The following is a 15010-nucleotide window of genomic DNA, read 5'->3' as shown; positions in this document are numbered from 1 at the left end:
AAACAATCTCAGAGATTGACATCAGACGTCTGTTTGTAGGTAACCTCGTATATGCCCCCCGCACGCACCCGCGCACTCCGCGCACGCGTCGCTGCCGCGGAATGAACCGACACGGGGCCATCGCCATCTTATGACCAACAAAACGCCGCGCCACTATCTTCGCTTTACGGATTTGACGAACGATGAGTATGACTATCTGCTCGAACGAACGCGTCTGTTGAAGCAGAAGTTCAAGCGATACGAAACCTATCATCCGCTGCACGACCGCACGCTGGCGATGATCTTCGAAAAGAATTCGACACGTACCCGCCTGTCATTCGAGGCCGGTATCCACCAGCTCGGCGGCCACGCGGTGTTCTTGAACACACGCGACACGCAGTTGGGCCGGGGCGAACCGATCGAGGACGCGGCGCAGGTCATCTCGCGCATGGTGGACGTCATCATGATCCGCACGTTCGGCCAGGACATTCTCGACCGCTTTGCCGCGCACTCTCGCGTACCGGTCATCAACGGCCTGACCACGGAATACCATCCGTGCCAGGTGCTGGCAGATATTTTCACTTACCACGAGAAGACCGGTGGAACGATTCGCGGCAAAACGGTGGCCTGGGTTGGCGATGCCAATAACATGGCCTATACCTGGATTGATGCGGCGCGCATTCTCGGCTTTACGCTCCATATCTCCACGCCCCCTGGCTATCGCCTCGACCCCGCGCTGGCCGGCGACGTGGCGGCGCCGGGCGCCGTCGGCGGCTATCGGCTGATCGACGATCCGCTGGAAGCGTGCCGTGGCGCGCATCTGGTGACCACCGATGTCTGGACCAGCATGGGCTTCGAGGCGGAAAACGATGTCCGAAAGGCCGCCTTCGCCGATTGGTGCGTGGACGCGGAAATGATGGCCGTCGCCGCACCGGACGCGCTGTTCATGCATTGTCTGCCGGCGCACCGCGGGGAAGAAGTTACCGCCGAGGTCATCGACGGTCCGCAAAGCGTGGTCTGGGATGAGGCGGAAAACCGCCTGCACGTGCAGAAGGCATTGATGGAATTCCTGCTGCTCGGCGAATTGAATCATTAATACAAGTGGCGAGCCGCTCGGCCCGCCTTTGATCAATGCCGCGCCGGCAGAGGCGTTTCGCGCGCATGACGCCGTACTGCCATCGGGGTCATGCGTGCAAAATCCCCGGCTAGAGGCGCGGAAAATGGCAGAATACGGGTTTTCCTGTTCCGCGCCAGTCAAGAGTTCATCATGAGCGATATCAAGAAAGTCGTGCTCGCCTATTCCGGCGGCCTCGACACCTCCGTCATCCTGAAGTGGTTGCAGGACAACTACGATGCCGAAGTGGTCACGTTCACCGCCGACATCGGCCAAGGCGAAGAGCTGGAGCCCGCGCGCGCAAAAGCGCTGCAGCTCGGCATCAAACCTGAAAACATCTTCATCGATGACCTGCGCGAGGAATTTGTCCGCGACTTCGTGTTCCCGATGTTCCGCGCGAACGCGATCTACGAAGGCGAATACCTGCTCGGCACGTCGATCGCTCGACCGTTGATCGCCAAGCGCCAGATCGAGATCGCTCGCGCCACCGGCGCCGAAGCCGTGTCGCATGGCGCAACCGGCAAGGGCAATGACCAGGTTCGCTTCGAACTGGGCTACTACGGCCTGGAGCCGGGTATCAAGGTTATCGCGCCGTGGCGGGAATGGGACCTGCTGTCGCGTGAAAAACTGCTCGCCTACGCGGAAAACGCCGGCATCCCGATCGACATGAAGCACAAGCAAGGCGGCGCGCCGTATTCGATGGACGCGAACCTGCTGCACATCTCGTTCGAAGGCCGTCACCTGGAAGACCCGAAAAACGAAGCCGAAGCCGATATGTGGCGTTGGACGGTCTCACCGGAACAGGCGCCGGATGCACCGGAATACATCGACATCGAATATGTCGGCGGCGACCCGGTCGCGATCAACGGCAAGGCCCTGTCGCCGGCCGCGATCCTGACGGAATTGAACAGCCTGGGCGGCAAGCACGGCATCGGCCGCCTGGACCTGGTTGAAAACCGCTATGTGGGCATGAAGTCGCGCGGCTGCTATGAAACGCCGGGCGGTACGATCCTGCTGAAGGCGCATCGCGGCATCGAGTCGATCACGTTGGATCGTGAAGTGGCGCATCTGAAGGACGACCTGCTCGCCCGCTATGCATCGCTGATTTATAACGGCTACTGGTGGAGCCCGGAGCGCGTGGCGCTGCAGGTGCTGATCGACCACACGCAGAAGAACGTCAACGGATGGGTCCGCCTGAAGCTATACAAGGGCAGCGTCTCCGTGGTTGCGCGTGATTCGAAGGACACTTTGTTCGATAAGACGATCGCCACGTTCGATGACGATGGCGGCGCATACAACCAAGCTGACGCCGGCGGCTTCATCAAGCTGAATGCGTTGCGCATGCGGATCGCCGAAAACGCCCGTCGTCAACGCGGGTAAGACAATCGACGGTCGGGGCGTGGGATGCATTCCCATGCGCTCTGACCACGTACGCATTCCGGCACGGAACAAGCAGAGGCCCGCCTGACGGTAGCGTCGGCGGGCCACTTTTTTATCCGTGCGTGCCTAGAGCACCCGCGGCTCGGCCTCCAGGCGCACGCCAAAACGCCGCTCCACATCGTTGGCGATCCGTTCGGCCAGCGCCATGATCTGGCTACCGGTCGCACCGCCAGCGTTGGTCAACACCAGCGCCTGCCGGTCATGAACACGGGCAGGACTGTCTGCATCAAGGCCTCGCCCCTTCCACCCGCATCGATCGATCATCCAGCCCGCCGCCAGCTTGTACCCACCGTCCGCCTGGGCGTACGACACAAGGTCCGGTTCCCGGCCCTTCAACGCGGCATGCCGCACGGCGTCGATCACCGGATTCTTGAAGAAACTGCCGGCATTGCCAATCACGGCCGGATCGGGTAATTTGGCTTGGCGCACGGCGACGACGGCATCGAAGATGTCCCGCGGCGTTGGCATCGCGCAGTGACGCGCCTGCAGCACCTGGTCGAGATCCGCGTAGGCACGGCGGGGCGTCCACCGGCGAGGCAGGGCAAACGTCACGGAGAGAATGATCCAGCGCTGACCGTCGGTCTGCTTGAAGATGCTGTCTCGATAGTCGAAACGGCAGTCGTCACGGTTGAATTCCCGGATTTCACCGGTATGGCGATCCATCGCGGTCAGCACGTCGAAGAAGTCGGCGATTTCGACCCCATACGCGCCGATGTTCTGAACCGGCGCGGCCCCCACAGTGCCGGGGATCAATGCCAGGTTTTCCAGGCCGGGGCACCGCTGCGCCAGCGTCCAGTCGACAAACGCGTGCCACGGCTCGCCGGCACCGGCCCGGACGCGGACCACGTCGGCAGCCGCAGGATGGATTTCGGACCGATCGTCATGCGGGCGCGCCGACGCCGCACTCGCGACATGCCCGACCCCGGTGGCAGTCGAAGCGGATACAATCGACCGCCCGCGCAGGGCGATGCGGATGACCAGCGCATCGAGGTCGCCAGTCAGCACGATGTTGCTGCCCCCCCCCGAGAACGTGGACCGGCAGGCCGGCCACCCGTGGATCACGCAACACCGCCCATAGTGCGTCCGCGCTGTCGACGGTCGCGCCGAAACGGGCGCGCACATCGAATCCGAACGTATTCCATTGCCGTAAGGCAACGTCCGGTATCAACCAGTCCCGCACCGGTGCATGGCGCGCGGCCGTGGCCTGGCCGGTGGCATCCCCCCCCGTCACCGGATGGCTGGACGCCACGGTCCCGGTGGCGTGGCCGGAAGTGGCTGCGGAAGGGGTGGGCGAAGCATCGACGGACATTGGCGTATCGGCGGGAAACGGGATCAGTGGAGCGGCGCGATCGGGGGGGCCATATCGCCCGGCGGGCCGACAACGGTAAAATGACGCGGTCAGAGATTATAACGGCCCGCGATCTCGAAACGCGGGTAGCCCTATCAGCGCTATCAGGAGTAAAGCACCATGCCAACATTCGACGTCGTTTGCGAAGCCAACATGATCGAAGTGAAGAACGCAGTTGAACAAGCGAACAAGGAGATCTCGACGCGCTTCGACTTCAAGGGATCGGATTCACGCCTGGAACATAAGGACACGGAACTGACAGTCCATGCCGATGACGATTTCAAGCTCGGTCAGGTCAAGGATGTCATGGTGTCGAAGATGGCCAAGCGGAATGTGGATGTCCGCTTCCTCGACTACGGCAAGATCGAGAAGGTGGGCGGCGACAAGGTCAAGCAAGTCATCACGATCAAGAAAGGCGTCAGCGGCGACTTGGCGAAGAAGATCGTGAAAACGATCAAGGACAGCAAGATCAAGGTCCAGGCCAGCATTCAAGGCGATGCGGTTCGTGTGTCCGGCGGCAAGCGCGACGACCTGCAATCGACCATCGCCCTGTTGAAGAAGGAAATCACGGACACCCCCCTCGACTTCAACAACTTCCGCGACTGATTACGTTTTCTTCTTGCCGCCCAGCTTGCTTTCCGTGCCGGAGAGCAGCTTGGTGATATTGGCTTTATGGCGCCAGATCAGCAGCAGGCTCATCACCGCGACGGCCCACGTGATGCGGTTTGCACCGCCCGAGAGCCAGGCGTGATAAAACGGCGCCGCCAGCGCTGCCGCCAACGCTGCCAGCGACGAATAGCGAAACACGGCGGCCATCACCAGCCACGTTGCCAACGTCGCCAGTCCCAACAACGGGTGAATCGCGAACAGGACGCCGGCGGCGGTGGCAACGCCCTTGCCGCCCTGGAAGCGGAAAAATATCGGCCAGAGATGCCCGACAAAGACCGCGATGCCGGAAGCGGCAATCGCGCACTGGGCATCCGGCGCAGTCCAACCATGCGTGTGCACCCATAGGCTCACGAGCCAGACCGCCAGCCAGCCCTTCAACGCATCCCCGACCAGCGTCAGAATTGCCGCCTTCCGATTGCCGCTGCGCAGCACATTGGTGGCGCCGGGGTTACCCGACCCATAGGAGCGAGGGTCCGATAATCCCATCGCCGCACTGACGACGACGGCAAATGAAACGGAGCCCAGCAGATAGCTGAGCACGACGGCAATGAGTTGGCTGATCAAGACGGATCTCGCTGGAGCATCTGGAAAACGGACCGGGTCATGCCTGACGGACAACCACGGACCGCCGCGATTGTACCGCGTCGGCGGCAGCAAGCAATCGGCCCGCAAGGGTTTGCCCGATCAGCGCAGGGACCGTCGAGCCACGTCTCGGCGTCGCGCTATTGACCTTCGCAATGCAGGCCGCGATGGCGCCCCCGATCGGTCAGTCCGTGTCGTACAGCGCGCACTCGACCGGCGCGGCAGCAAGTACCGTGGTAAGAACCGACGGCGCCAGGCTTACCAGATACCCGCGACGGCCGCCATTGATGAAAATGCGTGGCAGCAACAGGATGCTCGATTCCACGTAGATCGGCATGGCCTTGCGCAGGCCGAACGGCGAGGTGCCCCCTACCAAATAGCCGGAATGCCGTGACGCCACATCGGGCTTGCACGGTTCAATTCGCTTCGCCCCCGCCTGACGCGCCAGATTTTTCGTCGACACCTTGCAGTCGCCGTGCATCAGCACCACCAGCGGCTGCGCCCGTTCATCCTCCATGATCAACGTTTTCACCACGCTGTGTTCATCGGCGCCGAGCTGTCGCGCGGATTCGGCGGTCCCGCCGTGCTCGACGTAATCATAGGCATGCCCCTCGAACGGCACCGCGTGCTTGCGCAGGAACTGCGTCGCGGGCGTCTCCGATACGTGGTCTTTCTTCTTCACTGCTATCCCCGTGGATGGTGGCGCGCGTGCAGCGTCCGCAAGCGTTCACGCGCCACGTGCGTATAGATTTGCGTGGTCGAAATATCGGCATGGCCGAGCAGCATCTGCACCGCCCGCAGATCCGCGCCGTGATCGAGCAGATGCGTGGCGAACGCATGGCGCAGGGTGTGAGGCGATAACGGCCCGCGGATATCGGCGCGCAACGCGTAGCGCTTGATCAGATACCAGAAAGCCTGCCGCGTCATGCCCTCCCCACGCGCGGTAACGAACAATGCGTTGGCGCTGCGGGCGCCCAACAAACCGGGACGCGCGGAGCGCAGATAGCGTTGCAGCCATTCCTGCGCCTCATCGCCAAAAGGCACCAAACGTTCCTTCGACCCCTTGCCGAAGACGCGGAGTACACCCTCGTTCAGTCCCATCTCGACCGTTTTCAAATTCACCAGTTCCGAGACACGCAACCCACTCGCGTACATCAGCTCCAGCATCGTGCGATCGCGCAGCCCGAGATCGGTGTCGACATCCGGTGCCGCCAACAAGCTTTCCACCTGCTTCTCGGACAGCGTCGAGGGAAAACGCGCCGGACGCTTGGCGGCACGGAGGCGCAGCGTCGGATCGCGCTGTACATGCCGCTCTCGCAACGCCCATGCATAGAATCGCCGGAACGCCGCGAGCCGTCGGTTCGCGGATGTCGCGCGTCCATCGCCGCGTGCGGCCACATAGGCGGTCAACGCCGGCTCATCAGCGACATCCAGCGGCGGCGCGCCATGTGCGGCCAGCCATTCGGCGAAGAGACGCAAATCGCGCCGATACGCTTCGAGCGTGTTTTTTGCGAGCCCATGCTCCAGCCACAAGGCATCGCAAAACGCGTCGATCAACGCGAGACTGCGCGGCGCCGCAGGCAAACTCGGAGGCGCCACGTCATCGCCGGACGGCTTTGCAGATGCTGTCTTCGTTGCTGTCTTAGGCGTTCTCTTCAACACTGATTTAGCGGCGTCCGTCTCGACTGTCCTCACCATGCTCATTTTCCTTGCGCGGCCGGGGCCGCCGTCGTGCGCGTGATCGCGTCCGCCGTTGCCATGGATGCCGGCAGGTCCGCTTGCGCGGCGGCCCACGCGACGTGCTCCCGCACCACCGCATCCGGATGGTCGGCATGCCGCGCCAACGCATCGCACAAACGCTGCCGCGCCCCTCCTGGGGGCGTCACGCGCACCGCATTGCCCAGCGCCACCGCGATATTGCGCAACCAGCGCGCATGGCCGATACGCCGAATCGCACTGCCGCTCAGCCGCGTGTCGAAATCCGTTTCGGTCCAGGCAAACAAATCGATCAGGCGACTGCTGTCCAAACCGTTACGGCTATCGAAATCCGGCGTATCGGCGCGTTTGGCGAATTTATTCCATGGACAGACGGTCTGGCAATCGTCGCATCCGTAAATGCGGTTGCCCATCGCCGGGCGCATCGCTTCCGGAATGCTGCCCTCGAATTCGATGGTCAGATACGAAATGCAACGGCGCGCATCCAGCCGAAACGGCGCGACGATAGCACCGGTCGGGCAGGCATCCAGACAGCGACGGCATGCGCCACAATGCGCGCCATCAATGGAAGATGCGTCGTCGGCGTCAGGTGTCGCGCGGTCCACCGGCAGCGGAATGTCGAGATACAGCTCGCCCAGGAAAAAGAACGAGCCGGCATCCCGGGCCAGCAACAACGTGTGCTTGCCACGCCAGCCAACCCCGGCGCGACGCGCCAGTTCAACTTCCATGACCGGCGCGGAATCCGTGAAGACGCGATGGCCGAACGGGCCGATGGCCTCGCCGATACGGTCAGCGAGCCGCTGCAGCCGTTGCCGCATCACCTTGTGATAATCGCGGCCCCGCGCATAGACCGACACCACCGCCGCGTCCGGATCGTCGAGTCGACGTACCTCCTCCACACGCCAGTCGTCACCGAGGCCTGCCGGCAGATACGGCAGTCGTACGCTGATGATCCGTTGCGTACCCGGCACCAACTCGGCAGGACGGGCACGCTTCAGACCATGTTTTTCCATATAATGCATCTGCCCATGGAACCCCGCCGCCAGCCACGCCAACAGACCCGGCTCCGCATCACGCAGATCGATATCGCTGATGCCAACCGCGTCGAAACCCAATTCATGGGCCCACGTCTTGACCTGCGCGGCAAGGCGCGCCAGGGCCGCAGCATCGGGCGGACCGTTGGCGGCGACGGACGTGCCGGGGCTCGCCGCGCCTGGCATCGCGTCCACGTTCTCTGCGCCCGGACCGGGCGGGGTTACCATCGCACTCATCGTCGCCATTTTACGCAATGCCCGCTCGTCCCACCGTGCCAGATCCGAAACCCCACCTTCCCGCCAATGCGGCCGACGACCCGGTGAATAGTGCCGCGACCAGCGCCGGTCCAGCGGATCGCACCGGCATGTCATCCACGCACCGGTTCGTCTTGTCCGATGAAGCCGCCACGGCGGCGCTGGCCGCGCGTTTCGCATCCGTCTTCGCCACCGCCTTGTCCCCTCTTCCGACTACCGCCTCAGGTCTGGCGGATACCGATGCCCCGCACGACAGCCCCACCCCGAGCATGTCGATCACCGATGATGCACCGGGCAGCGCGGGCGACGCATCGGCAGCGTTCAGCGGGCTGCAGCCCGAGACAGGCTTACAGGTGCATCTCGTAGGAGACCTCGGCGCGGGCAAGACCGCCTTCGTCCGCGGCGTGCTAAGGGCGCTGGGCCACACCGGCCGGGTGCGCAGCCCCACTTATACGCTGGTCGAACCGTATGCCGTGCCACGCGCGACACCCGTTCCGCACACGTTGCATATCCACCACTTCGACCTCTACCGTTTTGCCGATCCCGACGAATGGCGTGAAGCCGGTTTCGATGATTACCTGGCTGCCCGTGCGTTGAACCTGATCGAATGGCCGTCTCAGGCGGCGGGCGTCCTGCCAACTCCGGACCTGATCCTGACATTGCGCGTCGAGACCGACCCGGCCGCTGCGCCGGATACCGCCGCTTGCGATGCGGACCCGATAAGCGATGACAGAAGCGAGATCAACGCCTCGCCGTTGGATCACGGTTCACCGCGGACGCTTGATGCACAGGCCACGAGCCCGCTCGGAGCGGCCTGCCTGTCTATCGTCGCGAAGGGTTGATCCCGCCCGCCATGTTTCCACGCCAGATTGCCCGCATCTCAACCCCCCGTCCAACTTCACATCGCATCAGTCGCGGCCCAAACGTCACTTTTCGTTACACAGACAGGCTGAACGGGCAACACGCAATCCGCACATTCTCGCTGGATTCTGGCAAGATAACCGCAACAAGCGCAATAAAGTTTTCTTACAAAACAGATACTAGCGCGTTTTTCTTCAGATTCTTCTCCAAATGCTGATCAAGCCTTTCCGATCGATCGAGTCCGCCGCCGGCGCTGCCAGTGGCTGGAGTCGCCGCAAGGTCCTGCAAGCAGGCGCTTCCACCGCCATGCTCGGACTTGCCGTGCCGCGTCTCGCGCATGCGTCGTCCGTGCTGGCCGTCCGCGTCTGGCCTGCGCAGGACTACACCCGTGTCACGATCGAATCGGACCAGAAGCTCGAGTTTCAACAGCAGATTCTCGCCAGCCCGGATCGGCTCGTCGTCGACCTCCAGGGGCTCGATCTGGATCGACCGCTGCGCGACCTCGTCGCGAAGATCCAGCCCAATGATCCGCAGATTCAGAATGTCCGCGTCGGCCAATACCAACCGCGCGTCGTGCGCCTGGTATTCGATTTGAAAGGGGCGGTGAAACCGCAATCGTTCACGTTGGCACCGGTGGGAAATTATCGGAACCGGCTCGTGCTGGATTTGTATCCCGCCGTGCCACCCGACCCGTTGATGGCGTTATTGAAACAAACGCAGGGGAAAGAGCAGGCATTGGCGCAGCGGAACAATCCGCCCCGCGCCCCGCTATCAGGACCGTCATCGCCGCAGAACGACGACACCGAGGCGTTCTTCCGCCAGTACGCGGACCAGGCCCGGCCGGACGCGCCACCCACTGCGCCATCGGCCTCGACGTTCGCCAACGCGAAACCGCTTTCGCCGGATGGGGCAGATCCCACGATCACATCGCGTGGCGGCAAGGCCGCGTTGCCGAAGTCGGCACCGCCGACCGAACTGGCGCAACGCGACAATTACGGTTTCAAGGGGCCGGCCAAGGCGGGACCCAGGACGCTACGACTGCTGACGATTGCCATCGATCCGGGTCATGGCGGCGAGGACCCGGGCGCGACCGGCCAGACCGGCATGCATGAGAAAACGGTGGTACTCGACATCGCGCACAAACTGCGGCAAAAGATCGATAACGAGCCCAACATGCGCTCGATGATGACGCGCGACGCCGATTTCTTCGTACCGCTTTACGTGCGCACGCAAAAAGCCCGACGCGTCGGCGCGGATCTTTTCGTCTCGATCCATGCCGATGCCTTTACGACACCGGCCGCAAACGGCTCCTCGGTGTTCGCCTTATCGGAACATGGGGCCAGCAGTGCCGCGGCGCGGTGGATGGCCAATCGGGAAAACGCGTCCGACGAGATTGGCGGCGTACCGGCAGGTACCAAGGACGTCGCGCTGACGCGTGCCTTGCTCGACATGTCGACGACGGCGCAAATCCGCGACAGTCTGAAATACGGCGATTACGTGCTCAATGAGATTGGCGGGATCAACAAACTCCATAGCCGCAATGTCGAACAAGCCGGCTTCGCCGTGTTGAAGTCACCGGATATCCCGTCGGTGCTGGTGGAGACCGCCTTCATCAGCAATCCGGATGAGGAAGCCAAGCTTAAGACCGATGGCTATCGCGATGAGATGGCCTCGGCCATTCTGCGCGGCATCAAGAAATACCTGGCGGCGCACCCGCCGTTGGCGAAGAACACCGTGGTATAAGCCGCCGCGCAGTCATGCGTCGAATCAAGGCTTACGCCTTGCGCGACGAGTCGGTCGCGCAAGGCGTTCCACGCTTTTGACGCAGCATCTTGTACAGGCCACCCAACGCAACCGGCACGACGGCCGCGCAGACACCCACCAATGCGATCACGTTCAGATACTGACGGATGAACGGCAGGTTACCGAAGAAATAACCGCACACCACCAGCAACACCACCCAGAACAGCGCGCCCAGGATATTGAACAACTGGAATCGCGCCACGCTCATTCCCGACACACCGGCGACGAACGGCGCAAACGTCCGCACGACGGGTACGAAGCGGGCCAGCACCAGGGTCTTGCCGCCGTGGCGTTCGTAGAAGCCATGCGTCCGTTGCAACGCCGTACGGTCCAGGAACCGCCAATTCGACTCGTACACCTTCGGTCCAATCGCGCTGCCGATCATATAGTTGACGGTATTGCCGAGTACCGCCGCAACAACCAGCAACACCAGCAGGGTGCCCAATGACATCGCACCACTGGCCGCGAACGCCCCCCCGATAAACAGCAGCGAATCACCGGGGAGAAAGGGAAAAACGACCAGGCCCGTTTCGCAGAATACGATCAGGAACAAGACTGCATAGACCCAGGCGCCGTAGTTCGCGATGAAAGGCCCCAGGAATTTGTCGATATGAAGAATCATGCCGGCGAATTGCAGAACGGTATCCAAATCGTCTTTCCTTGTGGTTGGGTCGGTTGACGCCATCTTGGCGCAGAACATCATACCGGAATCACCCTGCACGCCGATGGATTCGCCGGTGACGTCCGGTATTGTCGCTATAATTCGTCAAAGTCCGATGCGCTATCGGCCACACAGCCATCGCGCCGCGCGGACCTGATCCTGCCTCGTTTTCCGCATCGTTCGTTAACACCGCGTTAACCTTGAATCAAGCCCACACCCCCGATCTCGATGCCGACTCCCTTGGCGTCGGCGCACCGCTGCCTGTTGCCGAAACGGCGCCCGGCCCCCGGCGTGGGCGGCAAGCCGCCCGTCCGATCTGTGCCTTGCCAGATCAGCTCATCAGTCAGATTGCCGCGGGCGAAGTCGTCGAGCGGCCGGCGTCGGTCGTCAAGGAACTGCTGGAAAATGCGCTCGACGCCGGCGCTACGTCGCTGCGCGTGGTGCTGGAAGGCGGCGGCGTCAAACGCATCAGCATCACCGACGATGGCGGCGGTATTGCCGCCGACGAACTGCCGCTCGCGCTGATGCGACACGCCACGAGCAAAATCCGATCGTTGTCGGAGCTGGAATCCGTCGCCACGCTCGGGTTCCGCGGCGAAGCGCTGGCGTCCATCGCGTCAGTCGCGCAGGTAAGCATCGCCAGTCGGACCGCCGCCGCCCCGCACGCCACGCGGATTGATGCCGATACCGGCGTGATCGCGCCTTCGGCAGGTGGCCAGGGCACCGTCATCGACGTCCGCGAGTTGTACTTCAATACACCCGCGCGCCGCAAGTTCTTGAAAAGCGAGCAAACGGAATTCGGGCATTGCCTGGAAATGGTCCGCCGCGCGGCGTTGTCACGGCCGGACGTCGCCATCTCGGTACTGCACAACGGTCGCGCCGTCGAGCATTGGAATGCCGCCGAACCGGTGCAGCGTGTCGGCGCGGTGATGGGCGAGGCGTTCAGTCGCGCATTCCTGCCGGTGGACGAGGTAGCCGGGCCGATCGCCGTCTATGGGTGCGCCGGCCTGCCCACGACCAGCCGTACGCGTGCCGATCAACAGTATTTCTTCGTCAACGGCCGCTTTGTCCGCGACCGCCTGCTCAACCATGCGGTGCGCGCGGCGTACGAGGACGTGCTGCACGGTGATCGCTTTCCCGCGTACTGCCTGTTCCTGGATCTGCCACCCGAAGCCGTCGATGTGAACGTGCATCCGTCGAAGATAGAGGTACGATTCCGCGACTCGCGATCGATTCACCAGTTCGTCTTTCATTCGGTACAGAGAGCGTTGGCGCGTCACGCGGGACAATCGCCCGACACGACGCACGGTGGCCATGCCGCGGTCATCGGCCCCGATGGCCTTGCGGCAAAGGGAGACGACGCGACCACCAGCGGCGACGCCAGTAATGTCGCGCAGACGATGCCGGCGTGGCGGTCATCCGCGCCGCTCCAACCGACCCGGCAAGCGTCGTTGCCGATCGGCCGCCTTGGCGCCGAAGGCGGTGGCACGGGCCAGTATTACGGCGGCGGCGCCGGTGGTGTCCGAGGCGGTTTCGGCACGCCGGACGCCGGTGCGACCGCTTCGTACTACGGCGCCTTGTTCGGCCGACGCGACGATACCGAGGGTGCCGACGGCACGGGTGACGCGCGTACCGGCGCCAGCGCGGAAGGCATCAGCGGACACGGCGACGATCCTCGATGGCGTCCGGCGTCGCCGCTGTTCGCAGGAGAGGCGGGGGCATCCTACCAGGCAGGCTCGGCGACCGCGCGAACCGACACAGAGGCGCAAGCCGGGTCGCCCCTTTACACGGGTCCGGGACTGGCCGGAGTGGGCGGTGACGCCAGCGACTGGGACGATGACGATGCCCATCCGCTCGGTTTCGCGCTCGGACAGGTGCATGGCATCTATGTGCTCGCGCAAAACGGGCGTGGACTCGTGATCGTCGACATGCACGCGGCGCATGAACGCATCCTGTACGAGCAATTCAAGACCGCGCTGGCGAACCGGAGCATTGCCGTACAGCCCTTGCTGATTCCAGTATCGATGCCTGCCGATCCGGTCGAGGTGGGCACGGTCGAGGAAAACCGGGAGACGCTGGAAGCGCTTGGTTTCGATATCGCCCCCATCTCGCCAACCACTCTGGCGATCCGATCGGTCCCGGCGCTCCTGAAGGAAGCCGATCTGGCGTCACTCGCCCGGGCGCTGATCGCCGATCTGCACGCCTGGGGCGGGTCGCGCGTGCTGACCGAGCATCAACACACGTTGCTCGGCACGTTGGCCTGCCATCACGCGGTACGGGCCAATCGTCGCCTGACGCTCGACGAGATGAACGCGTTGCTGCGCGCGATGGAAGCAACCGAACGCGCCGACCAGTGCAATCATGGACGCCCGACCTGGTATCAGTTGACCATCGGTGACCTGGACCGTCTTTTCATGCGTGGTCAATGACGGCAGCCTCGGCCTCCCTCCCGGTCGTCTGCGTATTGGGACCTACCGCCTCCGGCAAAACCGCGACCGCGTTGGCCGTCGCGCGTCATGAGCGCGCATCTGGTCGCGCGGTCGAATTGATCAGCCTGGACTCCGCGCTGGTGTTTCGGGACATGGACATCGGCACGGCGAAACCGAGTATCGCCGAGCGCGCCGACATCCCGCATTGGCTGATCGATATCCGCGATCCGCGGCAAGCCTATTCGGCCGCCGAATTTCGTGACGACGCCCTGCGCCTGATCACCGAAATCCGCGCGCGTGGCGCGCAGCCGGTGATCGTTGGCGGCACGATGATGTATTTCCATGCGCTGACGCAAGGACTTGCCGCGTTGCCTCAGGCCGATGCCGCGATTCGCGCGCAACTCGACGCCGATGCGGCCCGCGATGGCTGGCCAGCCATGCACCGCCGCCTTGCGCAACACGATCCAGACACCGCGGCACGCCTTGCTCCCAACGATGCCCAGCGCATCCAGCGCGCACTTGAAATCCTGATGGTCAGCGGCCACACGATGTCCTACTGGCTCGCCCGGCAAAAAGCGGATGCAAACGCCGATGCGAGCCGCAGCGGCGCCACGCCCCCGGCGCCCGCCAACGCTTATACCGTGATCTCGCTGGAGCCATCCGATCGCGCCGTCCTGCACGATCGCATCGCAAAGCGTTTCGATGCGATGCTGGAACACGGTTTCATTGACGAAGTACGGCGGCTTCACGCGCGGGGTGATCTGCATCCGGACCTGGCCTCGATGCGGTGCGTCGGATATAGACAGGCGTGGGACTACCTGGAGGGTCGAGACGACTGGCCGGCTATGCGCGACAAAGGCATCTTCGCCACGCGCCAATTGTGCAAACGTCAGTTGACCTGGCTCAGAAAGATAGGTCAACGCACGGTGATCGACTGCGTCCGCGATGATATCGTGGACGTTGCAAGCCATGCCGTGATCGACGCATTGGGTCGACTACGCGTCGCCGCGGCGGAACATTGATGCCACCCGCCTTTCCCTCATCAAGGGTGACGACGGTACGAGAAGCGAACCAATAAAAAAGGGGCGCGATGGGGTCAGTTCAGACCTCATCGCGCCC

11 protein-coding genes and 2 pseudogenes are annotated in these 15010 nt (G+C 63.2%); 7 read left to right on the top strand and 6 right to left on the bottom strand.

Going from position 1 to position 15010, the window contains the following annotated elements:
* Positions 1-130 precede the first annotated feature (130 nt).
* Both argF and WM40_RS13885 read left to right on the top strand, forming a co-directional pair.
* A complete protein-coding gene (gene argF / locus WM40_RS13890; RefSeq protein WP_024901742.1) occupies positions 131-1075 on the top strand; it encodes an ornithine carbamoyltransferase in 945 nt (314 codons plus the stop codon).
* A gap of 171 nt (positions 1076-1246) precedes the next feature.
* Positions 1247-2473, top strand: coding sequence for an argininosuccinate synthase (locus WM40_RS13885; protein WP_024901743.1), 1227 nt, complete (start codon positions 1247-1249; stop codon positions 2471-2473).
* A 126-nt stretch (positions 2474-2599) separates the two neighbouring features.
* Here the strand turns inward: WM40_RS13885 and murB are convergent.
* A pseudogene (murB, locus tag WM40_RS31450) lies at positions 2600-3701 on the bottom strand (UDP-N-acetylmuramate dehydrogenase).
* A gap of 300 nt (positions 3702-4001) precedes the next feature.
* Between murB and WM40_RS13875 the strand changes: the two are divergent.
* Positions 4002-4487 (top strand): YajQ family cyclic di-GMP-binding protein, encoded by a 486-nt coding sequence (locus tag WM40_RS13875; RefSeq protein ID WP_024901745.1) that lies wholly within the window; start codon positions 4002-4004, stop codon positions 4485-4487.
* Here the strand turns inward: WM40_RS13875 and plsY are convergent, their stop codons facing one another.
* From plsY to queG, 4 genes and pseudogenes are all read right to left on the bottom strand, one after another.
* A complete protein-coding gene (gene plsY / locus WM40_RS13870) occupies positions 4488-5111 on the bottom strand; it encodes a glycerol-3-phosphate 1-O-acyltransferase PlsY (RefSeq protein ID WP_036007175.1) in 624 nt (207 codons plus the stop codon).
* A 205-nt stretch (positions 5112-5316) separates the two neighbouring features.
* Positions 5317-5814, bottom strand: a complete 498-nt coding sequence (locus WM40_RS13865) for an aminoacyl-tRNA deacylase (protein ID WP_024901747.1) — start codon at positions 5812-5814, stop codon at positions 5317-5319.
* A gap of 2 nt (positions 5815-5816) precedes the next feature.
* Complete coding sequence (xerD, locus tag WM40_RS13860) at positions 5817-6830, bottom strand: site-specific tyrosine recombinase XerD (protein WP_082102712.1); 1014 nt, start codon at positions 6828-6830, stop codon at positions 5817-5819.
* Between the two features lie 77 nt (positions 6831-6907).
* A pseudogene (queG, locus tag WM40_RS13855) lies at positions 6908-8068 on the bottom strand (tRNA epoxyqueuosine(34) reductase QueG); the annotation flags it as partial.
* Positions 8069-8136: 68 nt separating this feature from the next.
* On the opposite strand from queG, the gene tsaE reads away from it, so the two are divergent.
* Together tsaE and WM40_RS13845 are read left to right on the top strand one after the other, a co-directional pair.
* Positions 8137-8979, top strand: a complete 843-nt coding sequence (gene tsaE, locus WM40_RS32485) for a tRNA (adenosine(37)-N6)-threonylcarbamoyltransferase complex ATPase subunit type 1 TsaE (protein ID WP_052738321.1) — start codon at positions 8137-8139, stop codon at positions 8977-8979.
* A 217-nt stretch (positions 8980-9196) separates the two neighbouring features.
* On the top strand, positions 9197-10741 hold the full coding sequence (locus WM40_RS13845) for an N-acetylmuramoyl-L-alanine amidase (RefSeq protein WP_096335510.1): 1545 nt from the start codon (positions 9197-9199) through the stop codon (positions 10739-10741).
* A 31-nt stretch (positions 10742-10772) separates the two neighbouring features.
* Here WM40_RS13845 and WM40_RS13840 read toward each other — a convergent pair whose 3' ends face one another.
* Positions 10773-11450, bottom strand: coding sequence for a VTT domain-containing protein (locus WM40_RS13840; protein WP_046153146.1), 678 nt, complete (start codon positions 11448-11450; stop codon positions 10773-10775).
* Between the two features lie 212 nt (positions 11451-11662).
* On the opposite strand from WM40_RS13840, the gene mutL reads away from it, so the two are divergent.
* Both mutL and miaA read left to right on the top strand, forming a co-directional pair.
* Positions 11663-13891, top strand: a complete 2229-nt coding sequence (gene mutL / locus WM40_RS13835; RefSeq protein ID WP_413783804.1) for a DNA mismatch repair endonuclease MutL — start codon at positions 11663-11665, stop codon at positions 13889-13891.
* The gene (miaA, locus tag WM40_RS13830) at positions 13888-14913 is read left to right on the top strand and encodes a tRNA (adenosine(37)-N6)-dimethylallyltransferase MiaA (protein ID WP_024901754.1); all 1026 of its coding nucleotides are present in this window, start codon (positions 13888-13890) and stop codon (positions 14911-14913) included. The genes mutL and miaA overlap by 4 nt, the downstream gene beginning before the upstream one ends.
* Positions 14914-15010: the final 97 nt, after the last annotated feature.

This window comes from Robbsia andropogonis (genome assembly GCF_000970345.1).
Taxonomy (GTDB): Bacteria; Pseudomonadota; Gammaproteobacteria; order Burkholderiales; family Burkholderiaceae; genus Robbsia; species Robbsia andropogonis.
Note: the sequence above shows the minus strand (reverse complement) of the source record. Positions and strands in the feature narration are given on the sequence as shown.